At 66.8% G+C, this 25,419-nt stretch carries 27 protein-coding genes; 12 read left to right on the plus strand and 15 right to left on the minus strand.

Annotation, left to right across the window (positions count from 1 at the left end):
- Window positions 1-112: 112 nt before the first annotated feature.
- Complete coding sequence (locus RIF23_RS15450; RefSeq protein WP_310913259.1) at window positions 113-490, minus strand: phage holin family protein; 378 nt, start codon at window positions 488-490, stop codon at window positions 113-115.
- A gap of 191 nt (window positions 491-681) precedes the next feature.
- Here RIF23_RS15450 and RIF23_RS15455 point away from each other — a divergent pair, with 191 nt between their 5' ends.
- The 8 genes from RIF23_RS15455 (at window position 682) to RIF23_RS15490 (ending at window position 8,301) form a co-directional block, all read left to right on the plus strand.
- A complete protein-coding gene (locus tag RIF23_RS15455) occupies window positions 682-1,236 on the plus strand; it encodes a GNAT family N-acetyltransferase (protein WP_310913260.1) in 555 nt (184 codons plus the stop codon).
- Window positions 1,237-1,409: 173 nt separating this feature from the next.
- Window positions 1,410-2,294, plus strand: a complete 885-nt coding sequence (locus RIF23_RS15460; RefSeq protein WP_310913261.1) for a 1,4-dihydroxy-2-naphthoate polyprenyltransferase — start codon at window positions 1,410-1,412, stop codon at window positions 2,292-2,294.
- Between the two features lie 72 nt (window positions 2,295-2,366).
- On the plus strand, window positions 2,367-3,137 hold the full coding sequence (locus RIF23_RS15465) for an IclR family transcriptional regulator (RefSeq protein ID WP_310913262.1): 771 nt from the start codon (window positions 2,367-2,369) through the stop codon (window positions 3,135-3,137).
- A 169-nt stretch (window positions 3,138-3,306) separates the two neighbouring features.
- Window positions 3,307-4,803: a glycerol kinase GlpK gene (gene glpK / locus RIF23_RS15470; protein WP_310913263.1), complete on the plus strand. Its 1,497-nt coding sequence runs from the start codon at window positions 3,307-3,309 to the stop codon at window positions 4,801-4,803.
- Window positions 4,790-6,346, plus strand: coding sequence for a glycerol-3-phosphate dehydrogenase/oxidase (locus RIF23_RS15475; protein WP_310913264.1), 1,557 nt, complete (start codon window positions 4,790-4,792; stop codon window positions 6,344-6,346). Before glpK ends, RIF23_RS15475 begins: the two co-directional genes overlap by 14 nt.
- 96 nt (window positions 6,347-6,442) lie before the next feature.
- A complete protein-coding gene (locus RIF23_RS15480; RefSeq protein ID WP_310913265.1) occupies window positions 6,443-7,180 on the plus strand; it encodes an MIP/aquaporin family protein in 738 nt (245 codons plus the stop codon).
- 180 nt (window positions 7,181-7,360) lie between these two features.
- Window positions 7,361-7,681 carry a hypothetical protein gene (locus RIF23_RS15485; RefSeq protein ID WP_310913266.1) on the plus strand — a complete coding sequence of 107 codons (321 nt, stop codon included), beginning with the start codon at window positions 7,361-7,363 and terminating at the stop codon, window positions 7,679-7,681.
- A gap of 209 nt (window positions 7,682-7,890) precedes the next feature.
- Window positions 7,891-8,301, plus strand: coding sequence for a hypothetical protein (locus RIF23_RS15490; RefSeq protein ID WP_310913267.1), 411 nt, complete (start codon window positions 7,891-7,893; stop codon window positions 8,299-8,301).
- Window positions 8,302-8,365: 64 nt separating this feature from the next.
- On the opposite strand, the gene dapB is transcribed toward RIF23_RS15490, so the two are convergent.
- Complete coding sequence (gene dapB / locus RIF23_RS15495; RefSeq protein ID WP_310913268.1) at window positions 8,366-9,121, minus strand: 4-hydroxy-tetrahydrodipicolinate reductase; 756 nt, start codon at window positions 9,119-9,121, stop codon at window positions 8,366-8,368.
- A 75-nt stretch (window positions 9,122-9,196) separates the two neighbouring features.
- Window positions 9,197-9,445 carry a hypothetical protein gene (locus RIF23_RS15500; protein WP_310913269.1) on the minus strand — a complete coding sequence of 83 codons (249 nt, stop codon included), beginning with the start codon at window positions 9,443-9,445 and terminating at the stop codon, window positions 9,197-9,199.
- A gap of 213 nt (window positions 9,446-9,658) precedes the next feature.
- On the opposite strand from RIF23_RS15500, the gene RIF23_RS15505 reads away from it, so the two are divergent.
- Both RIF23_RS15505 and RIF23_RS15510 read left to right on the plus strand, forming a co-directional pair.
- Window positions 9,659-10,519, plus strand: coding sequence for a helix-turn-helix domain-containing protein (locus RIF23_RS15505; protein ID WP_310913270.1), 861 nt, complete (start codon window positions 9,659-9,661; stop codon window positions 10,517-10,519).
- Entirely contained in the window at window positions 10,516-10,764 is a 249-nt protein-coding gene (locus RIF23_RS15510) for a DUF397 domain-containing protein (protein WP_310913271.1), read from the plus strand. The genes RIF23_RS15505 and RIF23_RS15510 overlap by 4 nt, the downstream gene beginning before the upstream one ends.
- 78 nt (window positions 10,765-10,842) lie before the next feature.
- On the opposite strand, the gene RIF23_RS15515 is transcribed toward RIF23_RS15510, so the two are convergent.
- The 11 genes from RIF23_RS15515 to RIF23_RS15565 form a co-directional block, all read right to left on the minus strand.
- Complete coding sequence (locus RIF23_RS15515; RefSeq protein ID WP_310913272.1) at window positions 10,843-11,226, minus strand: type II toxin-antitoxin system VapC family toxin; 384 nt, start codon at window positions 11,224-11,226, stop codon at window positions 10,843-10,845.
- Entirely contained in the window at window positions 11,223-11,483 is a 261-nt protein-coding gene (locus tag RIF23_RS15520) for a type II toxin-antitoxin system Phd/YefM family antitoxin (protein WP_310913273.1), read from the minus strand. The genes RIF23_RS15515 and RIF23_RS15520 overlap by 4 nt, the downstream gene beginning before the upstream one ends.
- 93 nt (window positions 11,484-11,576) lie before the next feature.
- Complete coding sequence (locus RIF23_RS15525) at window positions 11,577-12,314, minus strand: SAM-dependent methyltransferase (RefSeq protein ID WP_310913274.1); 738 nt, start codon at window positions 12,312-12,314, stop codon at window positions 11,577-11,579.
- Window positions 12,251-15,853 (minus strand): type I polyketide synthase, encoded by a 3,603-nt coding sequence (locus tag RIF23_RS15530; RefSeq protein WP_310913275.1) that lies wholly within the window; start codon window positions 15,851-15,853, stop codon window positions 12,251-12,253. The genes RIF23_RS15525 and RIF23_RS15530 overlap by 64 nt, the downstream gene beginning before the upstream one ends.
- A gap of 527 nt (window positions 15,854-16,380) precedes the next feature.
- Window positions 16,381-17,634, minus strand: coding sequence for a styrene monooxygenase/indole monooxygenase family protein (locus RIF23_RS15535; protein ID WP_310913276.1), 1,254 nt, complete (start codon window positions 17,632-17,634; stop codon window positions 16,381-16,383).
- 14 nt (window positions 17,635-17,648) lie between these two features.
- Window positions 17,649-18,245, minus strand: a complete 597-nt coding sequence (locus RIF23_RS15540; RefSeq protein ID WP_310913277.1) for a GTP-binding protein — start codon at window positions 18,243-18,245, stop codon at window positions 17,649-17,651.
- Window positions 18,220-18,579, minus strand: coding sequence for a DUF742 domain-containing protein (locus RIF23_RS15545; RefSeq protein WP_310913278.1), 360 nt, complete (start codon window positions 18,577-18,579; stop codon window positions 18,220-18,222). The genes RIF23_RS15540 and RIF23_RS15545 overlap by 26 nt, the downstream gene beginning before the upstream one ends.
- Window positions 18,580-18,629: 50 nt before the next feature.
- Window positions 18,630-19,055, minus strand: a complete 426-nt coding sequence (locus tag RIF23_RS15550; RefSeq protein WP_310913279.1) for a roadblock/LC7 domain-containing protein — start codon at window positions 19,053-19,055, stop codon at window positions 18,630-18,632.
- Between the two features lie 50 nt (window positions 19,056-19,105).
- Window positions 19,106-20,215, minus strand: a complete 1,110-nt coding sequence (locus tag RIF23_RS15555) for a sensor histidine kinase (RefSeq protein ID WP_310913280.1) — start codon at window positions 20,213-20,215, stop codon at window positions 19,106-19,108.
- Window positions 20,216-21,007: 792 nt separating this feature from the next.
- Window positions 21,008-21,694 (minus strand): peptide deformylase, encoded by a 687-nt coding sequence (gene def / locus RIF23_RS15560; RefSeq protein WP_310913281.1) that lies wholly within the window; start codon window positions 21,692-21,694, stop codon window positions 21,008-21,010.
- A gap of 139 nt (window positions 21,695-21,833) precedes the next feature.
- Window positions 21,834-22,265 (minus strand): SMI1/KNR4 family protein, encoded by a 432-nt coding sequence (locus RIF23_RS15565; protein WP_310913282.1) that lies wholly within the window; start codon window positions 22,263-22,265, stop codon window positions 21,834-21,836.
- A gap of 182 nt (window positions 22,266-22,447) precedes the next feature.
- Between RIF23_RS15565 and RIF23_RS15570 the strand changes: the two genes are divergently transcribed.
- Window positions 22,448-23,266, plus strand: coding sequence for an aldo/keto reductase (locus RIF23_RS15570; RefSeq protein ID WP_310913288.1), 819 nt, complete (start codon window positions 22,448-22,450; stop codon window positions 23,264-23,266).
- Here RIF23_RS15570 and RIF23_RS15575 read toward each other — a convergent pair.
- Window positions 23,259-24,059 carry an NAD(P)H-dependent oxidoreductase gene (locus RIF23_RS15575; RefSeq protein WP_310913283.1) on the minus strand — a complete coding sequence of 267 codons (801 nt, stop codon included), beginning with the start codon at window positions 24,057-24,059 and terminating at the stop codon, window positions 23,259-23,261. The two genes, RIF23_RS15570 and RIF23_RS15575, sit on opposite strands and share 8 nt — an antisense overlap.
- 118 nt (window positions 24,060-24,177) lie before the next feature.
- Between RIF23_RS15575 and RIF23_RS15580 the strand changes: the two genes are divergently transcribed.
- Window positions 24,178-25,182, plus strand: a complete 1,005-nt coding sequence (locus RIF23_RS15580) for a GlxA family transcriptional regulator (protein ID WP_310913284.1) — start codon at window positions 24,178-24,180, stop codon at window positions 25,180-25,182.
- Window positions 25,183-25,419: the final 237 nt, after the last annotated feature.

Below are 25,419 nucleotides of genomic sequence, written 5' to 3' on the forward strand. Positions count from 1 at the left end.
GGCCGCCGCGGCCAACGGGAGCAGGGCCCGAGCCGGGCGCCATGACGGCAGGCCCGGCCCCGGAAGCCGACCCGCGGCTCGTTCCCCGGAACCGGGCCTGGAAGGTGCGGTTCTACTCGTCGCGACCACCGAGGAAGAGACTGAGCAGCCAGCTGACCACGGCCACGATGATGGCTCCCCAGAAGGCCGGCCAGAACCCGGCAATCTCGAAGGGAATGTTGAACAGCCCCGCGATCCATCCGGTCAACATCAGCAGCAGGGCATTGACCACCAGGGCGATCAACCCCAGGGTCAGTGCGTAGAAGGCACAGCCAACCGTCTTGACGATCGGCTTGATCACCGCGTTGACCAGGCCGAAGATCAGCCCCAGCACGAGGTAGACCACGGCCTCTTCGCCCAGAGTTCCGGCGTGGACGTCGAGCCCCTGTACGAAGTACACGGCTGCCCACAGCGCGACGGCGTTGATGACGACACGAAGTATGATGCTCACCTTCACGATGCTGCCACGCCTGACACACCGTGGGGAACACCGCGGGGCCGGGAACCGTCCCCGCATCGTGTCCACCGCGCTCCCCGGGGGGCTTCGCCGGGGACCGGCTTGGTGATGGCCGGGACAGCCTGGGAGGATCGCGGGAGACAGCTACGGACCCCGGCCCCCGAACCCCGTGCGAGGACGCACCCGTGACCACCGCCGCCTTTGTCCGCGCCGCCCGAGCCGCGGACGTACCCACCCTCGTGCGGATCCAGGTCGAGGCGTGGCGCCGGGCCTACGGCCCGATTCTGCCCACCGAAGTGTGTGCCGAACTCACCAGTGACGAGGCCGCCGACCAGTTCCGCCAACAGTGGCACGAGGCGATCACGGCACCACCGTCGTCTCGCCACCGTGTCCTGGCCGCCACGGCCGGAACCACGGAGCGGGAAGTGGTCGGGCTGGCCTCTTTCGGCCCCGCGCAGGATCCGGACCGCTGGCCCGGAACCGACGCCGAACTCTACGCACTGCACGTGGCCCCGGAGCACGGACGTGCGGGGCACGGGAGCCGACTGTTGAACGCGATGGTGGACCATCTGCTGGAGGATCGGTTCACCGCGGTATACGCCTGGGTGTTGGCCGCGGATGCGGGGCTGCACAGCCTCTTGGAGTCAACCGGGTGGCGCCCGGATGGCGCCCGCCGCGAACTCGATGTGGCCGGAACCGCGGTGCCCATGCTCCGTCTACATGCGGGGATCGAAGCCTAGGGCGGCCCCGACCCTACGCAGGGCAACCGGTAGTCTTCCGCCCAGCGGAACACCTGCGGGATTCACGGCGCCCCGGCGAGACCGGGAGCACGGGCCGAGAACCACGCGCCGTCCTGGCGCCGGTGAACCCGCGGTACGGATGTAGCCCCATACCGGAGATGAGGAAATACGGCGTGGCCACGGTCGCTCAGTGGGTCGCAGGCGCTCGCCCGCGTACGCTGCCGAACTCGGTGGTTCCGGTGGCAGTCGGAACCGGCGTCGCCATCGGCGCCGATCCGGGCGGCGCGGTGTGGTGGAAGGCGGGTCTGGCCCTGGTTGTCGCCTTGGCGCTCCAGATCGGCGTCAACTATGCCAACGACTACTCCGATGGTGTGCGCGGAACCGACGCGGACCGCGTGGGGCCCGCCCGGCTGACCGCTGCCGGTGTGGCCCGACCACGTCAGGTCTTCACCGCTGCTTGGCTGGGCTTTGGTGTCGCGGCCGTCGCCGGGCTGGTGCTGGTCGCGACGACGTCGTGGTGGCTGCTGCTGCTCGGCGTTGCCGCGATCCTGGCCGCATGGACCTACACCGGTGGCAGCAATCCCTACGGGTACCGAGCTCTGGGGGAACTCTCGGTGTTCGTGTTCTTCGGACTGGCGGCCGTCGTGGGTACCGCGTTCGTGCAGCTGTGGCCGCAGGCGGCGGTTCCCTGGGCCGGGTGGGTCGCGGCGATCCCCGTGGGGCTACTGTCCTGCTCGGTGTTGGTGATCAACAATCTGCGCGATATTCCCACGGACGCGGCCACGGGCAAGCGCACCCTGGCCGTGGTTCTCGGGGACCGTGGCACGCGGCTGGTGTATCTGGGCTGCATCGCCGGTGCCTTCCTGGCGGCGATCGCCACTGCCGTGGCGAGTTGGTGGACGCTGCTGGTGCTGGTGACGGTTCCGCTGGCGGTGCGCCCCTGGTTGGATGTCGCCCGCGGAGCGCAGGGTGCGGAGCTCGTGCAGCTGCTCGGGGCGACCGGGCGGTTCCAACTCGCGTTCGGAACGATGTACGCTCTCGGTCTCGCTCTGGGCTAGCCGCGGCAGACGCGACAGCCGGACCAGTAGGATGTCGTATGACACTGTCGTACGCAAGGGGGCGAGGTAGGCATGCCGGGACGCATCCAGTCGATCGAGCGCGCGGCGGCGATCCTCCGTCTGCTGGCGGGCGGAGCCCGGGGCCTGACCCTTGCGGAGATCTCCCGATCCCTGGACCTACCCAAGGGAACCGCGCTGGGGATCCTTCGTACCCTGCAACACGTCGGTTTCGTGGAGCAGGACACCGAGAGTGGGGTCTACCAGCTGGGCGGTAGTGTCCTGCGGCTGGGCACCCGCTATCTCGACGGCAACGAACTACGCACCCGCGCGCTGAACTGGGCGGATTCCCTGGCCGGCCGCAGCGGTGAAAGCGTGCGTATCGGCACTCTGCACGAGGCACAGGTACTGGTCGTGCACCACGTGTTCCGCCCCGACGACAGCAGACAGAGCCTGGACGTGGGGAGCCTGCTACCGCTACACGCGACCGCGCTCGGCAAGATCCTGCTGGCCTTTGACCCGCACGCTGCCTCCGAGGCCGCCGAGGGCACCATCGACCTGCCCGGCTTTACCAGAAACACCATCACCGATCTGGAAAGCCTCCAGCAGGAGGCGATCGAGGTGCGTAACAACGGCTGGGCCTGGGAGCTGGAGGAGCTCGTGGAGGGGGAGGTCGCCTTCGCGGCCCCCATCTGGGACCGCCGGGGCACCGCCGTCGGCGCCATCGGGATCCGCGGCGCGGTGGAGCGGCTGTGTGACCACGACAAACCGCGGATGGACCAGGTCTCCTATGTGCGGGACGCCGCACGGGCGATTTCGCGGGAGCTGGGCTCCACGCCTTGGTAACCGGCCTGAACACGCTGGTAACGAGTCGGAAACCCGGGTTGACATGCGACGAGACCCATACCACACTTATCCAGCAACGTACGACAATGTAGTACATCATTCGCTAATAACCCGGGAACGCCATACAACGTTCCACTCCCGTGCCGGACCCGCCGGAAGCGAGTTATTCATGACCGAGCAGTTCATCGCCGCCATTGATCAGGGGACCACGTCGAGCCGCTGCATGATCTTCGACCAGGAGGGTCGAATCCATTCGGTCGGCCAACGTGAGCACACCCAGATCTTCCCCCGCCCGGGATGGGTGGAACATGACGCCCAGGAGATCTGGACCAACGTGGAACACGTGGTGCGGGAGGCCCTCGAACAGGGCGAGATCAGCCCCGCGCAACTCGCCGCGGTCGGCATCACCAACCAGCGGGAAACCACGGTGCTCTGGGACGCGGCCACCGGGGCCCCAGTACACAACGCGATCGTGTGGCAGGACACCCGCACCGACCAGCTGGTGCGGGAGCTCGGCGGTGGGGTTGGCCAGGAGCGGTTCCGCGAACGCTGTGGCCTGCCCCTGGCCACCTACTTCTCCGGCCCCAAGATCCGTTGGCTGTTGGACGAGAAGCCCGAGCTCCGCCAGCGCTGCGAACGCGGCGAAGTCCTGTTCGGAACCATGGACACCTGGCTCATCTGGAAACTGACGGGTGAGCACGTCACCGACGTGACCAACGCCAGTCGCACCATGCTGATGAACCTGCACACCCTGGACTGGGACGACTCCATCCTGGAGGCGCTGGACATTCCCCGGGCGATGCTTCCCACCATCCGCTCCTCGGCGGAGGTCTACGGCGAGGCCACCGGGTTCCTGGCCGGAGTCCCGGTCGCCTCAGCACTCGGCGACCAGCATGCGGCCCTGTTCGGACAGACCTGTTTCGACCCCGGAGACGTCAAGGGCACCTACGGCACCGGAACCTTCCTCGTTCTCAACACCGGCACAGAGCCGGTGATGTCCGAAACCGGCCTATTGACCACCCTCGGGTACAAGATCGGGGACCAACCCGCGATCTACGCTCTGGAGGGAGCAATCGCGGTCACCGGATCGCTGGTGCAGTGGCTGCGCGACAACCTGGAACTCATTGAGACCGCACCGGAGATCGAGACGCTCGCCCGGACCGTGGACGACAACGGCGGCTGCTATGTGGTGCCGGCGTTCTCCGGACTGTTCGCCCCGCATTGGCGCAGCGACGCCCGCGGGGTCATGGCCGGACTGACCGGCTACGTCACCAAGGCCCACATCGCCCGCGCGGTTCTGGAGGCGACGGCCTGGCAGACCCGCGAGGTCGTCGATGCCATGAACACCGACTCCGGAATCCCTCTGACCTCGCTCCGGGTCGACGGCGGGATGACGGCCGACAACCTCCTCATGCAGATCCTGGCCGACGTTCTCAACATCGAGGTGGTCCGCCCGATGGTCGCGGAGACCACCTGCCTGGGCGCCGCCTATGCCGCCGGCCTAGCCGTGGGCTACTGGCCCTCCATCGAAAGCCTGCGCGCCAACTGGCACAAGGCGGCCGAGTGGGAACCACAGATGGCCCCGGACAAGCGGGAAGCCGAGTACCACAACTGGCAGAAGGCCGTACAGCGCACCCTGGGGTGGGTGGAACATGACGACGCATAACATCGAGCACGACCCCACCCGTCGGCCCTACGACCTGCTGGTCATCGGCGGCGGCATCTCCGGGCTGAGCACGGCCTGGCAGGCGGCACGTTCGGGGCTCCGGGTCGCCGTGGTGGACCGTGGCGATCTGGGCGCGGAGACCTCCTCCGCCTCCACGAAACTGGTTCATGGCGGACTGCGCTACCTGGCCACCGGTTCGGCCGGTCTGGTTTGGGAGAACCACGCCGAACGGCGGGCCCTGGCCGAACGGGTCGCACCCCACCTGGTACGCCCGATGCCATTCCTACTTCCGCTGTATCGCGGCGGGCCACACGGCCCGGCCAAGATCGGCGCGGGGATGGTGACCTACTCGGCATTGTCCGGGTTCCACGACGGCCTGGGCCGGCTTGTGGGACCCCGCCGCGCCCGCCAGATGGCGCCGGAGCTGCGCACCACGGGGCTGCGTTCCTGCGGGCTGTACCACGACCACCAGATGAACGACAGCCGGTTGGCCATCATGGTGGCGCGGGCCGCACGGCGTGCTGGGGCACTACTGCTCAACCACACCGAGGTCACCGCCCTACGCACCACTCACGGCCAGGTCAGTGGGGCCGAACTCATCGACCGGCTGGACGGAACCGAGTTCGGCATCGACGCGCACGCCGTCGTCAACGCAACCGGACCGTGGGTGGACACACTCCGGCGACTGGAGGATCCCACCGCCGAACCGAGCGTCCGGCTCTCCAAGGGCGCACACCTGGTGATGCGGACCGGCCATCGCTGGCAGTCCGCCCTGGTGGTACCGGTGGACAAAGTCCGTGTGTCCTTCGCCGTTCCGTGGGAGGGGCACCTCCTCCTGGGAACCACCGACGCCACCTATACCGGTGATCCCGCCACAGTTGCCTGCACCCAGGAGGATGCCGACCAGATCCGCTCCGAGTTGGCTCCGGCGCTGCGGGCCGATCAACTGAATGCGGAGCGTATCGCCTACTCGTTCGCCGGACTGCGGGTGCTTCCGGGACGACCCGGGCAGGACTCGGCGCGGGCGCCACGCGAGACCGTGGTCACGGTCGGACCGGGGGGCATGATCAGTGTGGCCGGTGGCAAGTGGACCACCTTTCGCCGGATCGGTGCTCAGGTCCTCGACCAGGTCCGGCGTCGGTTGCCGGCCGTGGTCCCGGACCGCACCACGGTTCCGGTGCCCGGTGTCGCCCAGCCCCAGGCGGTGGCCCGGTTGCTGCGTTCGGGTGTTCCTCCGCTGCCGGCGGATGTGGCCGAGCACCTCGCGACCCACTACGGCGCACTCAGTCACGACGTCCTGTCCTATGTCCGCTCGGCGCCGAAGCTACTGGACCGGATCCACCCGGACGGGCCGGATATCTGGGCCCAAGCCGTCTATGGCCACACTCACGAATGGGCACGCACCGTTGACGACGTACTGCGGCGACGCACAACGGTGACGGTTCGGGGGCTGGAAACTCCGGAGATCCGCCAGCGCACCGCGCAGCTTCTCGCCTCCCCTCCCTGCGGTTCCTCCAGAGATTCGGAGGCGCTGACGGGCTGACACGCCGGCCGCGCCGCGACCACCAACCACCAGACGAACCTATCTAACTACTCTCTGTAACTACCTGCCTTCCTTCTCTACAGCGGAGGTCTCCTCATGGAGAACTACCTGGCGGAATTCGTCGGTACGGCGATTCTGATCCTGCTGGGCAACGGCGTGGTCGCCGGTGTGCTCCTGAACAGGTCCAAGGCGCACAACGGCGGCTGGATCGTGATCGCGCTCGGCTGGGGTATGGCCGTGGCTATGGCCGTGTACGTCACCGGGCAGATCAGCGGTGCGCACATCAACCCGGCGGTCACGCTCGGCCTGGCCAGCGCCGGCGAGTTCGAGTGGGCGCTGGTGCCCGGCTATATCGCCTGCCAGATCGCGGGCGGTGCCTTCGGTGCCGCTTTGGTCTACGTGCACTACCTGAAGCACTGGGCGGTGACCGAGGACTCTGACGCGAAGCTGGCCTGCTTCAGCACCGCACCGGAGATCCGACACAAGCCCGCGAACTTCGTCACCGAAGTGATCGGCACCTTCATGCTGGTGTTCGGAATCCTCGGCATCAACGCCACCGCGGGGGTGACTGACGCGTCGGAGTTGTTCGCCAACGGGATCGCTCCGCTGTTGGTGGGTTTGCTGGTGTTGGCGATCGGCCTGTCGCTGGGCGGACCGACCGGCTATGCGATCAACCCGGCCCGGGACCTCGGGCCGCGTATCGCACACTTCCTCCTGCCGATCCCCGGAAAGCGCGACTCGGACTGGGGCTACTCCTGGGTCCCGATCGCCGGGCCCGCCGCCGGCGGCATCCTCGCCGGCCTCGTCTACCCCGCCATCGGCTTCCCGATGTAACAACACCCTTCCCTCCCTGGGGCACCCGGTTCACCGGGTGCCCCTTATTACTGCCCAGCCCAGCAGTAGGAAGACATCACCGCACCACAACGCACCCTTGCGATCAATATCCGAACACTGAAACCGTAACGAGGCGCCGGAAATATCACCGGAGAACCAATCCCCACCCCAAGGAAAATAATGCGGAGAGTAGGCCCCCCACTACTCGCCACCATGGCAACTCTCACCCTGCTCCCGGTAGCCCCAACGACCGCGCACGCCGATTCCCGCGGTGAGATGCTCGACAGCATAACCGTGGACCGACGCACTCAGGAGATTGAGGTCTCCTGGGATGATGTTCCCCAAGCCAGCGAATACGTGATCTTTGACGAGGTTCCCAAAGATTCGGTGCACGACGATCCCACGCAACCCGTCTACCGGGGCGAGAACACCCAGTACACGCTGACCGATCTGCCCACCCCCAGTTCCGTTCGCCTGCGGCTGGCAGCGTCAATCCGTTGAAGCAACGCCCTCGTCCTGGCCCTGGACAGCGCGCGACGGGTTCTGGCGCGAACGATGTTGCGCACGACAACAACCGACGACTCGAACTCCAACCACCAACTCACCTGGATCACCGATTGCGAGAACACCGGCTTCACTCCACCGTTCCTACTCTCGCTGTCCTCGCCTCGGCCGGCGCCATGTACACGGCCCTGGTGGGTTTGGACATCATGAATGGCCCCCTGCCGGACCATTCGAATCCGTTGGGTCCCCTCGCAATGGCACTGCTCATCGCCCACGGGGCCTACCTGATGCCCGTGCTCCTGGTCCACCTCCTGCGGCGAACCCCGCTGGCGGCCATTCTCGGGGCAGTTCTCGCTGGATTCGTCGTGTGGTTCATGTGGTTAATATCGTTGTTCCAGCCAGGTGGGGGGCTGTTTGTCCTCCCGGTGGATCTGGTTCTGATCAGCTCACTGGCCCGTCTGGCACTGACAGTTGGACTGCCCATCGGGGTTGCGCTTGGCCTGTGGACCGCCGTGTTCGTCTGGCCGCGCTGGCCCCGGCACCTACGTCACCTGTTCGCCTGGGTCCTGCCCGCACTGGCGACGGTAGGACTACTGGCCCAGAACCTGCTCTGGTGACCACCGGAGTGCGCTGTGGCAGGGCGACCTGACGCCCCGCCACCGCGCACTCCGAAACCGGGAACTACTCCCCCGTCGGCGGTAGGCCCAGTAGCGGTTCCAGGCCGACAGTGAGCTGCTCGGGCAGCCCGGCGACCTCGCGCACACCCAGCAGCACGCCCGGCATGAAGGACTCGCGGTTCATCGAGTCGTGCCGCACAGTCAGGATCTCGCCGTGCGTGCCGAACACGACCTCCTGGTGCGCGATGTGACCGGCCATCCGCAGCGCGTGCACACGCACCCCGTCCACCTCGGCGCCGCGCGCCCCCGGCAGCTCGGAGGTGGTGGCGTCCGGCATCGGCTCGGCCATCGCGTTGGCGCGCGCCTGGGCCACGACCTGCGCCGTGCGGCTCGCCGTGCCACTGGGCGCGTCCACCTTGTTCGGATGGTGGGTCTCCACGATCTCCACCGACTCGAAGTACGGCGCGGCCTTCGCCGCGAAGTGCATCATCAGCACCGCGGCGATCCCGAAGTTCGGGGCGATGAGCACCCGTGCGCCCGGATGCCCGGTGAGCGCCGCGCGGACCTCCGTCAGCTTCGCCTCGTCGAAGCCACTGGTGCCCACCACCGCGTGGATGCCCCGCTCCACGAGCCAGCGGACGTTGTCCAGCACCACGTCCGGGGTGGTGAAGTCCACCACGACGTCCGCCCCGGACACCTGCTCCCGGTCGTCCGCCGCGTCGACCCCGGCCACCAGTTCCATATCGGCGGCCCCCTGGACCGCACGCACCACTTCCGCTCCCATGCGCCCCTGGGCGCCAAAAACACCAACCCTAATCACGGGTGTAACGCTATCGCCTGCGCATGGTGGCTGGGGCACATCGCGCTGACCGCGACGCGCCCCAGCCTCACCGGGCTACAGCCAGGCAACTTCTCCGCCGAGCCGCGCGGCGAGCTGCCGCACGTCGGCGAAGGAATGCATCCCAGAGCCGGTCAGCGGCTGGGCGATGCCACCACCCCGCACCGGATTGGTGACGCCGTAGTAGCGGTGCACGACATCGTCCAGGTCCTCGTCCCAGCAGTCCACGTAGAAGGCCCGGGGTTGGTCGTGCGGTTCCTCGGGCTGGTAGACAGAGGACAGATCGAGGGAGTCATTGCCCTGCATCGCAGGCCCCTTCCTTGGTTGGATAGGCCCGGGCGGGTCGAGCTGCCAACTGTCTCCGTCCGGGCCGCCTCCGTTTCTATGCGGCGAGCTGACCACGAATCCCACGGGCTCGCCGCCACGCATCCTGCTTGTTACTTAGAGTAAGAGTAGGGTAATGTCTCTACATACACAAGCTTTTGCATATATAATTTCATCGACTGTGGAGGTCGTGCGGTGCCAGTCGGTAAGCCGAAGCGAGTAACCTTACGCGCTCGCTGGCTTGGCCAGCGCTTGCGGGAGTTGCGGGACGCCAGTGGCCAGACCATCGAAGAGGTCGCAGAATATCTACAGCGAAGCATGGGGACAGTCAGCCGGTTTGAAAGCGGCATCTACCCCATCCGCCGCACTGAGGTCACTGCACTCCTCGACCTGTATGCCGTCAATGACGCCCGCACCCGAGCCAACCTGCTCAAGATCGCCAACGACGTGTGGCAGACCGGCTGGTGGGACGGCTACACCGGCGAGGTGGAGGACTGGTTCATCGACTTCGTGTGGCTGGAGGAGCAGGCCACCGCGCACCTGCTGTTCGACACCACCGTGCTGCCCGGCCTGCTACAAACCGAGCAGTACGCGCGTGCGGTGATGCTGGCCGACGATCCTGCCTCCACCCGGGAGCAATTGGACCGCGCGGTCGAACTGCGTTTGGCTCGGCAACAGCTTCTGGAGCGGGAGGAACCACCGCAGGTGTACTGCGTGCTGGACGAGGCGGTACTGCGCCGCCGGGTGGGCGGCCGGCGCACGATGACCGCGCAACTGCGGCATCTGCGGCAGGCGATGGACTGGCCCACCGTGTCCCTGCGGGTGCTGCCGTTCTCCGCCGGGGAGCACGCCAGCCCGATGGGCGCGTTTCAGCTGTATCGGATGGAGGACCCGTATCCCGAGGTGGCCTATGTGGAGACCCCCAAAGGGGCGATGTACATCGAATCGCCCGATACCGGGGCGATCCTGGAGCGATACGATCGGTTGTGGGAGGCATCCCTGAGTGAGCACGCATCGGCCGAGGCCATCTCGGCCCTGATCGAGGAGCAGTCGTGACGTCGACACCCGCGCCGCAGCCGCCAGCCGCCACGGACCTGGCCCGGGTGGCGTGGCACATCAGCACCCACAGCTCAAACGGCGGGAGAAGCTGTGTGGAAGCCGGCCCCATCCTGGACGGCACCGCCCGCGTCGCCATCCGGCACAGCCACCACCCAAACGGCACCACCCTCACCTACCCCACCCACGAATGGCACGCCCTCCTGCACGCCATCCACACCGGAGAACTCGACGTGGAAAGCTAGAAGACTGACTCCGATCAGTTCAGCCCACAACGGGAGATGCGAGCTAAGTGCCCGCCCTCCAGGCCCGAGTGTGCATCGTTACGCCCGCGCGCTGAGCGTGGGCACCTCATAGTCCGCGAATATCCGGTCAGCGGTGACTATGGTCAGGTTCTCCACCTGGGCCTGGGCGATGAGCATGCGGTCAAACGGATCGCGGTGGTGCCAGGGAAGCGTTTGCAGCTGCATGCCGTGCTGGAACGTCAGTGGCAGGAGCGTGAACCCATCGGCGGCCACCTGCTCCTGCGGGTCAGCAGGGATCTTGAGCTTACCCAGCGAGGATTTCACGGCGATCTCCACCGCACTGACACTGGAGACGTAAACGTCGTTGGCCCGCTCAGCGATGGCCGCACACGCCTGGGGCGCGAGAGCAGGGTGATCCTCGAACCACCACAGCAGCACGCATGTGTCCAGCAGCAGTCTCACGAGTCGGTCCCTGCTTCCAGCGACGTGCCGTACCAGTCAGCGAGGGTTTGTTCGTCGAGTTCATCGAAGTCCTCGGAGATCCACACCTGCCCCCGCCACGCCCCCGGGGTTCGTGGCTCCGTTTGCTTGCGGGCCGGGACGAGCGATGCGACTGCCCGCCCATTGCGGGCAATCACGATCTCCTCGCCCGCCTCCACCCGGGCCAGAAGTGCGGACAGCGAGGTTTTCGCCTCATACACGTTGACTTGCGTGACCATATGTCAAGCATCAGACATGTTTCTGGTCTGGTCAAGTCAGACCAACCAGGAGGGCACGCCCGGAACGAGCCGGACACGAGGCAACCGAAGCGGCTACGGCTTGCGGCCCACGCCCCCGGTCATGAACCGCGCGGCGATGCTGGTGGCGTCGGTGACCGGCTCGTCGGGGCGCCACAGCGGTAGCGGCACCAATCCTGGAGTGAGCAGCTCCAGTCCGTCGAAGAAGCGGGCCAACTCCTGCGGGTCCCGTACCCGGCCGGTGCCCAGCTGGCTCAACAGGACCCGTTCCAGCTCGGCGGACTCGGGGGCATCGCCCAGGCGCGTGAAGTTGGTGATAAAGAAGTAGGAGCCCGACGGCACCGCCTTGCGCAGGCTAGCAACCACCCCGTGTGGGTCCTCCTCGTCCAGCAGGTGGTGCAGGATGCCGCACAACATCACACACACCGGCTGCTCGAAGTCGATCATCGCGCGGGTGTCCGGATGGTCCAGCACCGCCTGGGGCTCGCGGATGTCGGCGGTGACGACGCGGGTCTGGCGGTCCCCTTCCAGCAGGGCCCGCCCATGCGCGAGCACGATCGGGTCGATGTCGACATAGACCACGCGGGCGTCTGGGTTGGCCTCCTGGGCGACCTCGTGGGTGTTGCGGGCCGTGGGCAGCCCCGAGCCCAGGTCGATGAACTGGGTGATGCCTTCGGCCCCGGCCAGGTGCCGCACCACCCGGTGCAGGATCTCGCGGTTGTATAGCGCGATCTGCTTGAGCTCCGGCATCACGGACAGGCTTGCTTCGGCAACCTGCCGGTCCACCGCGAAGTTGTCCTTGCCGTTGAGCATGACGTCGTACACCCGAGCAGCGGTAGGCTCACCCGTGTCGAGCTGCTGCCAGCTCGGCGTTCCCTCCTGCGGCTCAACGTCCAGCCACTTCGGCTCCGACTCCATGTGCGCTCACCCTCCGACGATACCGACCAGTAGGTCACGTCGATCCTACCGTGTCGACACGCCCGCAGTGGCAGGGATTCGAGAACGCACGCCGTGCATGTCCTGTTGGGGTGGGATTGCGACGGTTCCAACGTCTGGGGGCGGCCCAGTCCCTGGACCGAGGAAAAGCCGAGACGTCCGGGAAGGCCGGTAGGGGATCTCCGAGCAGAGGCGCGCTGCACGGGAACCGCAAGCTCCCCCTGTATCGATCGGGCGGGGACAGACGTGTGCTGGTGCACGCGGGTGTGCTCGGGTTCGGCAGGGTGGTCGCCGCCGGTGCCCTCCAGCCAGGCGGCTACCTGCTCCGGGGTGGGGTGGTCGTAGGTGAGCGTGGCGGGTAGGAAGCGGCCGGTCGTCTCGGCCAGGCGGTCCCGGAGCTCAACGGCGGCCGCGGAGTCAAAGCCCAGTTCGGTGAAACTGCTTCGCATATCGACGGCGTCACCTTGCTCCGGGGAGTAGCCCAGCACGGCTGCGGTGTGGTCACGCACGAGCTCGCTGTACGTGGGGGCCAACGGTTGGGTCTGTGGCCGCTGTGGATCCGCCCGTGGTTCGGGACGGTCCTCGTGGCTTGAAGCGGGTTTCGCCGCAGGCGTGGCGGGTGGGGCCGCGTCCTCGATCCAGAATCGACGGCGCTGGAACGGATACGTGGGTAGATCCACGAGACGGGGTGGGTGCTGGGCCCACTGGTGCTCCCAGCCGATGTCATAACCGCGGGTGTAGAGTCGCCCGAGCGCGGTCAGCAGAGCCGTGACGTCGTGATGACTGCTTTCGTCGTCCCTATGGCCGCGCTGGGCGGCGAGCACGAGGGTGGCGGACTTCGCGTGCAGGCTCTGCTCGAGGGCCGAACGCAGCGTGGCTCGAGGCCCGATCTCTACGAACGTCCGCACTCCGTGGTTCTCCAGCTCAGCAACGGCTGCGGAGAAGCGTGTGGGCTGGCGGGCCTGGGTCACCCAGTAGTCGGGGCTGTCAAGCGTGGCCTGGATCGTTCCGGTGACGGTGGAGGCGAGTGGGATCCGCGGGGAGTGCAGGGTGCGGTGCGCGACTCGCTGGGCGAATTCGGGGAGGACGGCATCCACCTGTGGCGAATGGAAGGCGCGGCTCACCGCAAGGCGACGCGTCGGGATGCCGTGCGTGGCGAATTCCCCGGCCAGGTGTTCGATGGTCATCTCATCGCCGGAGATGACGGTGCTCCGCGGGCCATTGACCGCGGCGATATCCACCGTGTGCCGCACCGGCTCCACCAGGGCGGCCACATCCTCTTCGGCTGCCTCGACGGAAAGCATGCCGCCATTGACCGGAAGCTGCTGCATCAGATACGCCCGGTCGGCCACGAGTGCACAGGCCTCGTCCAGGGAAAGCACCCCGGCCTGGTGCGCAGCCGCGATTTCGCCCACGGAGTGGCCCAGTAGATAGTCGGGCCGCACACCCCACTCTTCCAGAAGCCGGCACAATGCCACCTGGAAAGCGAACAGGGCCGGTTGAGTGAAGGAGGTCTCCTCCAACAACCGCGGCTGCTCGAACATCACCTCGCGCAGGGGGCGCTCCAGCCGGGGATCCAGCAGGCCGCACACCTCATCCAGGGCCGTGGCGAAGGTGGGAAACGTGGTGTAGAGCCCGCGCCCCATTCCAAGACGTTGGGCTCCCTGCCCAGAGAACACAAAGCCAACCGGGCCCGGGCTGCTCTCTGCCCGACCGACGAGCACCTCCCGATGTGGGGTTCCGGCAGCCAACGCCCGCAGCTGGGGCGACGGATCGGCTGTGGGCGCGGTAAGGACCACGGCGCGGTGTGCCAGGTGGGCGCGCGACACGGCCAGGGCGTTTCCGGTCTCCGCCGCGGTCTGCTCGGGGCGTGTGGCCAGATGCGTCTGGAGGCGTTCCGCCTGGGCGGCCAGGGCCGATGGGCTGTGGCCTGAAAGCGGCCAGGCCACTGTTGGTGCCGGCGCGTCAACAGAGATACTCCCTGCGTCCATCGGGGCCGCCGGGTTCGTCTCCTCGGGAGGTTCGATGAGGACGGCGTGGGCATTGGTCCCGCCCATACCAAAGGAACTGACGCCCGCAACGAGTGGGCGATCCTGCTCGGGCCAATGCGACCCGCCGGTATGGACGCGCAGGTGGAGGCGATCCAGGGGAATTTTCGGATTGGGGGTGGCGAAGTTGCGGCTGGCGGGTAGACGACGGTGGTGAACGCTCAGGGCGGTCTTCAGAAAACCAGCAATTCCGGCCGCCGCTTCCAGATGACCGATATTGGTCTTGACGGAGCCCACCGCCAGGGGGCGGTCGGGATCACGGGCCACACCCAGCGCATCCCCCAGCGCCCGAGCCTCCACCGGATCGCCGACAGGTGTTCCGGTTCCATGGAGCTCCACGTACTGAACGTCGCGGCGGGCGATACCGGCGTGCTCATAGGCCTCACGAAGAAGTTCCTGCTGGGCGTGCGCGTTGGGTACGGTCAGCCCCTCCGAAGTGCCGTCATTGTTGACCACACTGTGCCGCAGTACGCAGTAGATGCGATCCGCGTCGGCCACCGCCGCGTCCAGGGGTTTCAGGACGACGACCCCGCCGCCCTCACCACGCACATAGCCGTTGGCGCGGGCGTCGAAGGTATAGCAGGCACCGTCGGGTGACACCGCGCCGAACTCGCTGGTGCTCAGGCTGCCGTGTGGGTCGAGCATCAGATTCACTCCACCGGCGAGTGCCAGGGCGCATTCCCCGGAGCGCAGGCTCTGTGCGGCCAGGTGCACCGCGACCAGCCCCGAGGACTGTGCGGTGTCCACCGCGAGGCTGGGGCCACGCAGTCCCAACCGGTAGGAGACACGGTTGGCGATGATGCTTCGGGTGAGTCCGGTAAGGGTGTGGCGGGTGATGGCGGTACTGCCCTGGCGGTGCACCCGTGCGGCGTAGTCGTCCGCGGCAGCGCCGATATAGACCCCGGTGGAGCTGTCGCTCAACTGGGGTGGCGCGGTTCTGGCGTCCTCCAGGGCCTCCCAGCACAGCTCCAGCATCAGGCGTTGCTGTGGGTCCATGCTGGCCGCCTCGCGTGGTGCGATGCCGAAGAACTCGGGATCGAAGCGGTCGACATGATCGAGGAAACCACCGTAGGTCGTCGCATCGGTGCCCGCATCGGCGAACGGCGCGCGGTGTCGCGGTGCACGCGTGATGGCACTGGCCCCCGATTCCAGGAGCTCCCAGAATGCCGCCGGGTTGGGGGCTGCCGGAAAACGACAGGACATCCCCACAACGGCGACCTCGCACGTGTCCACAGGGACTGTCGATGCATGACGGTTTCGACTGCTGGTACTGGCCACTGTGCGGTCTCCCCTCCCGCGTAATCCGCATGTTCCGGCCCTCCCAGTGCCGTCAGGAACAGATGCGGAAAATAATGAGATGTCGGGCACACTCGTGCGTTAGCGTCCCACGCTGACCTCGGTGTTCGTCTCCTCGGTGGTGACTGCGACTGTCTGGTGTCGGACTCAGTGGGTTAGCACCCAAGCGATGCTCGGGCACACCCACCGTTCCGGAGCCAGGGCGCTCCCCCCGGAGACAGCGGATATACGGAACTCCCGTGGTTCGGACCCAGTGAACAATTCAAGACAGACACTTTCCGAAGCATCACGTGTCCAAAATTTGATGGCCAGCTCGCAACACAAATCGACAATATCGACAAAAGAGACGCATTCGACAGTGGCCCACAGATGGCTCAAACGGGCCATACCGTCCCGGAAAGGGTAAACTCCGGCTCTGCGCGGGTGCAATGGGTGATCCCAATTCGGACGAGGTCACCCGGCTTTCACCCACGGCGTATCTGGGACCACAGCCACACAGCGATGATCATGTGCAGCAACAACAGGGCGCGGGGGCCACAGTCCGGACTGTGGCCCCCGCGCCCTGTTCAGCCGCTGGCCCGCGCCTTTCGAGTGTTCCGCTATGCGGACTGTTTGGATGTCACCGTGTCCAAATACGCCTGGGCCTTCACCGGGTCCAGGAGCCACTCGTGGAAATCAAGCGGATTGTCCCAGCCGTGCACCCAGCGGTCCCCGATCTCGGGATGGTACGGAGCGGCCGCGAACACATCCTGGAACTGCTGGGGTGGGGGGCCATCCCAGAACGAGGACACGGTCTCCGCCCACAGTTCCGCGTAGTAGCCGTAGGTCCAGAACGACTCGAAGGTCTGCACCATGAAGGTCTCGTCGAACGGACGATCGCCGTGCGCCACAATGCTCTCCAGGTAGCTCTTGGCGCAGCGACTGGAGTGGTTCCACCCTTGTGCTGCGGAGGGATCGGAGGTGATCACGACGTCGGCGATCCCCAGGACCCGGCCCCCCGACGGAAGCACCCCCACCGGCTTGCGCACCTGGGGACGCAGGGCCTCCAGGGTCACACTACGGCCGTCGATCAACTCCGCCTTGGACACACGCTCGTAGTACTTGGGCAGGTAGTCCCGCAGCAGGGCACACATATGATCCCACTGCTGGTCAGGACGCATGCGCTCCGGCCAGCTGTCGATCACCCCGTTGCGCCACTCCGAGATGAACACCCCCGTGCACGGACCGTCCTCACTCAGCATCGGGATGATGAACGGCTGTCCGGCGTCGGCGCTGGCTCCGATCCAGGCCGTCTCCGGGTCCGCGTCCGGGTCGGGAGCCACCCCGTCAACCAGCGCCTGGGCGATGATGCGAGGACGGGCTCCGCTGAAGCGGTGTGGGTCCGGCTCGAAGAGCGCACCCAGCTCGCCATGGCCGACAGCGACAACGATCAGGTCGAACATGCGCGCGAAGTAGTCGAGGTCGGTGACACTGATTCCGTGGATCACCACCTTGCCACCACGGTCTTCGAAATACTCCAGCCAGTCCGCCATTTTCACCCGCCGGTCGACCGACACGGCATACCCCTGGTGCCGACCGCCGATCTCCACGACCGGCTCGGTCGTTCCGGGGGGATAGACGTGCAGCTTCATCGCCTCAATGTGTGGGGCCTGCGCGCTCCAGAAATCGAGTTCGAGCTCACGCTCGAACTCGAGAATCGTGGGATAGGTGAACTGGGTGAGGGACGGGCGCCCTGTCCGAATCTCGGTGGAGGTCTGACTGGTGATCACGGTGACGTCGTAACCGTGGGTGAGCAACCCATGGGCGAGGTGCAGGCCCGACTGGCCCGCGCCGACGATCAGGATCTTACGCATCCGGGCCTTCTTTGCTAACCAACAGGCTCTGGCTGGGTGGGACGGGACAGTGCGTACATCAGCAGTGTCTTGAGCACCGAGCCGGAGGAGGATCGGTCCCGCGCGTCGAAATCGACGATCGGCACCTCCGGCGCGATTTCGAGTGCTTCCCGAATCTCGTCGATCGTGTAGTCCAACCGGCCGTCGAACCGGTTCAACGCGACGATGTAGGGGATGCGCTGGTTACGTTCGAAGTAGTCGACCGCGTCGAAGCTATCGGCCAGTCGTCGACTGTCCACCACCACAACAGCGCCGACCGCTCCGCGCACCAGGTCGTCCCACATGAACCAGAAGCGGGACTGACCCGGAGTTCCGAACATGTACATGATCAGCTCATGATCCAGGGTGATGCGGCCGAAGTCCATGGCCACGGTGGTGGTGGCCTTGGTCGGAGTTGCGGAGATATCGTCGTGCTCCACACTGGCCTCGGTCATGATCGCCTCGGTGGTCACGGGCGGAATCTCCGAGACCGAGGCGACCAGGGTGGTTTTGCCGGCCCCGAACCCTCCGGCTACCACAATCTTGGTCGAGACTTTCGACCGGCTGTCACTGGAAGAGTCGTTCGAGACCACGAAGCGCCCTCTCGAGAACCTGGTTTTCCGATGGACTGTGCCCGGTGATGGTTGGGTGAATGTAGACCAGACCCTGGTCCGCCAGATCGCTGAGCAACACCTGGGTCACCCCGAGGGGGATGTCCAGTTCCGCCGCGATCTCGGCGACCGAACGCGGTTCCACGCACAGCTCGTGGATGCTCCGCGACTCCGGCATCAGGGCGCGGGGCGGCTCACTGCCGGGATCCGCGGCCGAGACGAGGGTCTGCACCATGAGTGGATGACGTGACCGGGTCCGCCCACCGGTGAAGGTGTAGGGGCGGATCCGCGCGCTCCGTCGCCTGCGGTAGCTCATTGTTCGATGGCAACCTTCTCGTGAGTCTGGTGCGGGCCAACAGGCGCGTCTCAGCGCCCGATCACCTCGCGTAGTTCGGATCGCAACTGCGGGGTGAGTACGTGCGCGGCATCTTCGACAAGCCGCGTCATCTGGTAGGCGACGATTTTCATATCGGCCTCGGGAGAGGTCAGCACGGCCAGGCAGGAGCCGTCGCTGATGGACATCACGAACATGTGACCGCGCTGCATGCGCACGATGAGCTGTTCACAGTCACCCTTGCCGAACATGCGCGCCCCGCCCTCGGCGAGACTGTGCAGTCCACTGGCGATCGCCGAGAGCTGCTCGGCGTGCTCCTCGGGCAGATCGCGGGAGGCCGTCAACAGCAGCCCATCGGAGGAGACGACGATGGCATGTTCCACGCCGCGCACCTCGTCAACGAAATTGGAGATCAGCCAGGTGAAATTGTCGGCGCTGTCCGTCAACTGGTCAGTCATTGGGGGGCTCCAGCTCTAGGGGTCGATCGCGGTGTCCGGCCGGGCACGGGTCACTGCTCCTCCTGTGCGGCGGCTCGTTCACCAGCCAGGAAACCGTCGATGTCGCTGCTGATGCGTTGGGCACGATTACCCGCACCGGCTTCGGTGGCCGGGGTCGCCGTCGAGGTGGCGGGTGGGCTGTCATCGTCGGGATCCAGCACCGGGGTCGCAGCCTGGCGGGCACTGCGGCGGGGCAACCCTGCTGCGGTTGTCGTCGCGCCCGACGGGGAGGAGCCCGGCCTGGGGCCGCCGGACGCCGGAGCGGGGGCGGGGGCGGGGGCGGGTCCTTGGGCCAGGGGTGGAGGCTGGCTGGAGATCGGCTCCCGCAACAAGTGGTGTGGGACCACCACGAATGCACTCATGCCGCGGAAGGCCCGCTGCTCCAGCTGGACCTGCATGCCGTGCCGGTGGGCGATACGGCTGACCACGTACAGGCCCATGTGCCGCATGCCCCCCTCGTCCACCTCGGCTGACCCGGCCAGTCGCTCGTTCAGCGAGCCGAGCTGTTCGGCCGGAACCCCGATCCCCTCGTCCTCCACGGCCAGCAACAGCTTGCCGTCGGCCATGGGCTGCCCACTGACGACCACCTGGGCATGTTCGGGAGACTTGGCGGTGGCGTTATCCAACAGCTCGGCCAGAAGATGGGCCAGGTCGTCGCCGACGGGCCCCGCAAGGTGGGAGTCGGGAAGTTTGCCTACCTGCACACGGTTGTAGTCACCGATCTCCGAGATCGCCGCCCGGGCTACATCCAGGATCGGCATGGGTTCCAGATGCGGGTCCTCGGGCCCCTGTCCCGCCAGGACCAGCAGATTCTCACCGTTGCGCCGCATCCGCGTGGCGAGGTTGTCCATCTTGAACAGTTTCGCCAGCAGGTCGGGGTCCTCGGTCTCGTTCTCGAGGCCTTCGAGAACGTCCAGCAGGGACTCCACCAGTGTCAGGTCCCGCATCGCAAGGCTGGCCATGGCCGCGCTGGACAGGGTCGCCTCGCTGTGTTCGGCCGCCTCGGGAGGCTGCGCAGGCGCGGCGCTGTCAGCGCTGTCGACGGGGGCGGCGGTCCCGGTGGTGGTGTGGGCGTTCGACCCGCCCGTCACCTCCTCCGGGGTCGACTCACCATCGACCACGGCCGAATCTGCTTCCGGATCCGGTGGAGCCTGCGGTGGCTGTGTTCCGGACTCGTATGGGGACGAGGGATCCGTCCGACGGGGCCACAGCCCTGCGCTCAGCCACCTCAGCCACGTCCGTCGCGGCGCGCGGGGGTGCTCCTGGCCACTGCGCCGGTGATCGGACCTGGGAGGGTCAGTGGGGTCGGGCGGTGTCGGCGCCTGTGCCACGGCTTCTCTCCTCGTTCAGTTGGACTGACCACGGGTCGTGGACGGTGGGGCAGCCACGACCAGTCCGGGTCGAAGGGCCCAGCGGCCACAACACCCGCGCCACCGACACGACCGAGCCAGCCCGATCCGGATACGACCTGGCTGGTTCGACTCCTGCGATCACGACGGTGGCTCGATGAACACGGTGCGCAGTTACGGGGGATCGTGCACACGAACTGCCGCATCCGCCACAGTCGCGGCGATGGTGGGGCCACGCGAGGGATCGCCACGGGTACCCCAGAGGCCGGTCCACACCACTGCGGGTGTGCACGTGTCAGGACCCGCCCGAGCGGCCTGGTCCGGATATCCACCGAAGGCTCCCAAACATCGCCGTGTGTGATGTTGGTACGGTACTGCGCGCGGCCAGATCCGCTCAGGCGTTTCCCAAAGAAATCCCAAAAAGTTTGGGGTTTCGTGGCTCGGGGCCGAACCACCGCTCAGTCAGGCCGGTGTCGTGGGTGAGACCTCGCCGCCCAGCCGCCGGTAGGGGCCCCGGCCCGGGTGGGCTGTCGCACGCGTCAGCCCACCCGGGCCGAGATCCGGTTACGGACTCTGGCTGTCGGGCTCCTGCGCCAGTTCCAATGCACGCTGGGCACGCCGCGCCAGGACGTCCTCGCGCAGCTGGTCCATCCGCTTGAGCACGCGCGAACGCTGACGCCGTGGCAATCGGTCGATGTAGAGCTTACCGTTGAGGTGGTCGGTCTCGTGCTGCAAGCATCGGGCGAAGTAGCCGGTGCCGCTGAGTTCAAGTTCGGCGCCGTCCCGGTCCCACCCCCGCACCGTGGCGGCCTCGGCCCGGGCCAGGTCCGCGTGCGGGCCTGGGACCGATAGACAGCCCTCGGTGTCCACGGTCAGGCGTCGGTCCTCGGCCGGCGTGTGCACCACGGGGTTGACGATGTGTCCCACGTGGCGCACCCCTTCGTCGTCGGGGCAGTCGAACACGAACACCCGCAGGTCCACCCCGACCTGATTCGCGGCCAGACCAACTCCCTCGGCGACGTACATCGTCAGGAACATGTCGTCGATCAGGTCCCGCAGCTGCTGCGTTCCAAAATCGACCACCTCATGACAGGGGTGGTGCAGAACCTCGGCACCAACCTCCGTGATCTCGCGTAGCGATCCCCGGTCGGCTTCCGGTGCCAGTTCCGGATACTCGGCAACCGGCTGGCCCTGAACCAACACCGCACTGTGCACAGCGGCCTGTTCCATCGAGCCCACCGACTCCGACATCCTGCTGCACCGCCCTGACACATCGGACAGGCATTCAGCCCGCCGCCTCGCCGACATTCCTGCCCCGAGGATACCCACAGCCGCTCCCCGGGCTGTGCCACGAGCCTCAAGCTCCAAGCACCGGATCGAAACCGCGCCCTCACCGGTACCAAGAGTTGCCTTCGGTCAGGCATTGCACCAGATAGTCCCGCAAGAACGCGGCCACGAGCCGACGCTGGTCCGTGTCATGATCCCAGTACACGATGCCGGGCCCGTAGTCCGTGTGCACGTAGGCGAACTGGGCACCCATGTCGCTGTCACCGAAGAACAGCAGCAGGTCGAACGGGGCATAGAGCTGTGCGTAGTCGGGCTCATTCCGCATCGCCAGGTTGTCCTCTACGATGCGTTCCACCGGCCACACCACGTCGTCGCCATAGTCGTTGCGCACGCCGTTGACCTCGAGCAAGAGCGACGACAACGCGTGCGGCACCGGGAGACCCAGCTTATGCTCCACACTCGCCACCGCGGAGGCGTCAGCAGGCTCCGCGAACTCCGCCTCCGGATACAGCTCGCCAATCAGTTCTCGCCACACATTTGAATCATCACAGCTCGCCCCGCTTCACGAGAAATCCGCGTCCGCGCGCCGCAGGATTTCGTGGCTCACCTCACCGCTGTGACCAGGCGCGCCCGTGCGACACCACGGTGACGTGCCTGCAACACTGGCTGCCCGACACCGACCAACCGAACACGAGTGAGGACCGAGCCGTGACATCCATTCCCACTGTCACCCTCAACACCGGAGCCACCATGCCCCAGCTGGGCTTCGGCGTGTTCCAGATCCCCGACGACGAGGTCGTTCCTGCCGTCACCACGGCCCTCGAGGCCGGATACCGCAGTATCGACACCGCCGCCCTATACGGCAACGAGAAGGGCACCGGACAGGCCATCGCCGACAGCGGTATCCCGCGGGACGACCTGTTCGTGACCACCAAGCTGTGGAACACCGACCAGGGCTACGATTCGACTCTGCGCGCCTTCGACACTTCCCTGGCCAAACTCGGTCTCGACTACGTCGATCTCTACCTGATCCACTGGCCCCTCCCCGAGAAGGACTTGTTCCTAGACACCTGGCGCGCCTTCGAACGCATCCATGCCGAGGGACGCGCCCGCGCCATCGGGGTGTCCAACTTCCATCCGGCCCATCTGCGCCGCATCCTGGACTCCAGCGACATCGTCCCCGCCGTGAACCAGGTGGAGCTGCATCCCCAGCTCGCCCAGGAAACCGTGCGGGAGTTCAACGCCGCACACGACATCGTCACTGAAGCCTGGAGCCCACTCGGGCAGGGCAAGGGGCTCCTCGACGACCCCACTCTGGCAACCATCGCCGCCAAGCACGACCGCAGTCCCGCTCAGGTCGCTCTGCGGTGGAGCGTCCAGCTCGGCAACGTCGTCATCCCCAAGTCCGTAACCCCCAGCCGCATCCGTGCCAACGCCGAGATCTTCGACTTCGAGCTGGACCAGTCCGACATGGACACCCTTGCCCAGCTCGACACCGGAACTCGGGTTGGCCCCGACCCCGACACCCTCAACTAGCGCTGGACGGGGCCGTCCACCACGGGGCGGCCCCGTAGTGCACCCGTAGCCCGGACTGTTCCGTGCCCAGTTCTGTGCGCAGCACCATGTCCGCGTCGTAGTCCCCGTGATTCTGGTACCGAAACGCCAGCGGGGTGGTCTGCGGGATTGCCAACACGCGACGACGTAACGCGTCAGCCGTATCGGCGAATCCCGCCTCCCCCATTCGGTCCGCCCCCGGAACCAGCATGGGCGGAAGCACCTGCATCCCCGTGTACCACAGGGTTCCGTGTTGGATCGGAAACAGGAGATCATTCAGTTCGCCGTTGATCCCCCGGGGACCCAGCGAGGCCGACCGCGCGCCGGCCGAGACCACGACCATGGCGCGTTTTCCCGCCAGGGGCCCCTGCCCGTATCGAAGTGTGCACCCCTGCTCATCGGTGATGCCAAACCCGAAGCCCTTGACCAGCACTCGATCGAACCACCCCTTGAGGATGGCCGGCATTCCGTACCACCAGAGAGGAAACTGCACGATCACTGTGTCGGCCCAGGTCAGCTTCTCCTGCTCCCAGCGAATGTCGGCACTGAGCCGGCCTGTCTCCAGCGCCGCGGTGGATGCCGTTCCCACCACCAGCCGCTCCTGGGGATCATGGGCGTAGTCCTCTCCGGAGACCACCGGATTCCAGCCCATCGCATACAGGTCTGACAGGGCGTACTCGTGGTTCTCTTCCGTCAGAGAAGCCAAGCCCTCGTCACGCAGGGCCCCGCTCAACGACCGCTGTTCCGGATGGGCGAACAGCCACAACACGCGCATACCACAACTCCCGAACGGTAGGGCCGTCCCCGACGAACGGCCCGGATGTGCTCCAGCATCACGCACACCCCGAGTACACACGAGTGGCCCGCAGGCCAAGATGTGCAAGAATCCGGCCATGTTCACGCATGCCGACCGCCACCCGGTCGCCGTCCTCGTCCGCCCCCACCTGCTGCCCGTCGAACTGGGGATCGTGCACCAGATCCTCGGCCAGGTCACCTCGGCGCAGGGCGCTCCCCTCTACGAGGTACGCACCTGTACTCCCATCCCGGGCGACCTCGTCACCGCAAGCGACCTCGTCCTGCCCGTCACCACCGGACCCGAGCTTCTCCCCCACGCCGACACGGTGATCGTGCCCGCCGCCTACGGCAACGATCCCGCACGGCACCACGGCCGCCTCACTCCGGAACTGGCCCACGCGCTGTCCCGCATCCGCCCCGGAACCCGGATCGCCTCGATCTGTTCCGGTTCCTTCGTCCTGGCCGCAGCTGGCCTCCTCGACGACCGCCGCGCCACAACCCACTGGAAGGCCAGCGCTGACTTCCGACGTCTCTTCCCCACCGTGCGCCTCGATCCCACCGCGCTGTTCACCGAAGACGGCACGATCCTCACCTCCGGAGGCGTGGCCTCAGGCATCGATCTGTGCCTGCACATGGTCCGCACCGATTACGGCCCCGACCCCGCCACCGACATCGCCCGTATCACGGTCGTGCCACCCCATCGTGCAGGTGACCAGGCTCAGTACGTTCCACCCCGCCCGGTCGAGACCGACACCTCCAGCACCGCAGCCGCGCGCACCTGGGCTCGTCAGCATCTCGCCGATCATCTGACCCTCGCCGACCTCGCCGCCCAAGCCGCCATGAGCGTGCGCACCTTCACGCGCCGGTTCCGCGCCGACACCGGCCTGTCGGTGACCCAGTGGCTCACCCAACAGCGCCTCGACCACGCCCGAGCGCTATTGGAAACCACCGACCTCCCCGTTGACCGGATCGCCGTCGACGCTGGATTCGGCACGGCATCCTCGTTGCGTCAGCACTTCAGCACCCAGCTGGGTATGTCGCCCCGCGCGTATCGCACCACGTTCCGTGGCGTCCCCGGCCCCCGCTCGTCCGGGGCTTGGTGAACCGTTCCCGGTCTACGGGAGGTTCGGCACTCGCAGAGAGGGGGAGTCACGGCACCTTCCGCCCTCGTCCCCTTGAGTTGCGGCGTCGTTCGGGGGAGGGTGCTGTTCTCGGTGGGGTGCTGGTTCCACGGCTGTCGCCCCTACGCACCGCCGACGGCCGAGATAGCGCGCGTGGTCTGCCCGGTATCTCCGTGACCCCCCAACCCGCGACATCAACCTCCCCACGATCAGTACATC

The organism is Lipingzhangella rawalii, from assembly GCF_031628175.1.
GTDB lineage: Bacteria > Actinomycetota > Actinomycetes > Streptosporangiales > Streptosporangiaceae > Lipingzhangella_A > Lipingzhangella_A rawalii.

Excerpts from the sequence above, each read along its gene's own strand:
- RIF23_RS15545 (WP_310913278.1), bottom strand. The coding sequence starts at position 18,579 with ATGAGCTACCGCAGGCGACGGAGCGCGCGGATCCGCCCCTACACCTTC.
- RIF23_RS15490 (WP_310913267.1), top strand. The coding sequence starts at position 7,891 with ATGAATGGCCCCCTGCCGGACCATTCGAATCCGTTGGGTCCCCTCGCA.
- RIF23_RS15520 (WP_310913273.1), bottom strand. The coding sequence starts at position 11,483 with ATGGTCACGCAAGTCAACGTGTATGAGGCGAAAACCTCGCTGTCCGCA.
- def (WP_310913281.1), bottom strand. The coding sequence starts at position 21,694 with ATGTCGGAGTCGGTGGGCTCGATGGAACAGGCCGCTGTGCACAGTGCG.
- RIF23_RS15550 (WP_310913279.1), bottom strand. The coding sequence starts at position 19,055 with ATGACTGACCAGTTGACGGACAGCGCCGACAATTTCACCTGGCTGATC.
- RIF23_RS15475 (WP_310913264.1), top strand. The coding sequence starts at position 4,790 with ATGACGACGCATAACATCGAGCACGACCCCACCCGTCGGCCCTACGAC.
- RIF23_RS15480 (WP_310913265.1), top strand. The coding sequence starts at position 6,443 with ATGGAGAACTACCTGGCGGAATTCGTCGGTACGGCGATTCTGATCCTG.
- RIF23_RS15485 (WP_310913266.1), top strand. The coding sequence starts at position 7,361 with ATGCGGAGAGTAGGCCCCCCACTACTCGCCACCATGGCAACTCTCACC.
- RIF23_RS15465 (WP_310913262.1), top strand. The coding sequence starts at position 2,367 with ATGCCGGGACGCATCCAGTCGATCGAGCGCGCGGCGGCGATCCTCCGT.
- RIF23_RS15575 (WP_310913283.1), bottom strand. The coding sequence starts at position 24,059 with ATGCGCGTGTTGTGGCTGTTCGCCCATCCGGAACAGCGGTCGTTGAGC.
- RIF23_RS15500 (WP_310913269.1), bottom strand. The coding sequence starts at position 9,445 with ATGCAGGGCAATGACTCCCTCGATCTGTCCTCTGTCTACCAGCCCGAG.
- RIF23_RS15580 (WP_310913284.1), top strand. The coding sequence starts at position 24,178 with ATGTTCACGCATGCCGACCGCCACCCGGTCGCCGTCCTCGTCCGCCCC.
- RIF23_RS15535 (WP_310913276.1), bottom strand. The coding sequence starts at position 17,634 with ATGCGTAAGATCCTGATCGTCGGCGCGGGCCAGTCGGGCCTGCACCTC.
- RIF23_RS15525 (WP_310913274.1), bottom strand. The coding sequence starts at position 12,314 with ATGCTCAACGGCAAGGACAACTTCGCGGTGGACCGGCAGGTTGCCGAA.
- glpK (WP_310913263.1), top strand. The coding sequence starts at position 3,307 with ATGACCGAGCAGTTCATCGCCGCCATTGATCAGGGGACCACGTCGAGC.